The 248-nt window shown below is 60.9% G+C and carries 1 pseudogene; it reads right to left on the minus strand.

Going from position 1 to position 248, the window contains the following annotated elements:
• Positions 1 to 248, minus strand: a pseudogene (locus ACPYOM_RS23315) (hypothetical protein); the annotation flags it as partial.

The following is a 248-nucleotide window of genomic DNA, read 5'->3' on the forward strand; positions in this document are numbered from 1 at the left end:
GTACATGATGCCGGTGGTGATCAGCTTGGTGGAGTAGTAATAGCCGTCGGCGTCGTAGAGCCCGGCGTCGTAGTTGGCGGCCTCCGTCGACTTGTAAGCCATCAGCTTGCCGTCTTCCTTGAGGCGCTCCAGCGTCACGACGTCGGCGATCAGCAGGACGTCGGCAACCGGGTTGCCGGCCTGGATTTCGGCCTGAAGCTTGGCCATGATCTTCGGCGTGCCGTCGCGAACCCAATCGACCTTTATGT

The sequence above is a fragment of the Monashia sp. HAY1-2A genome, assembly GCF_056755315.1.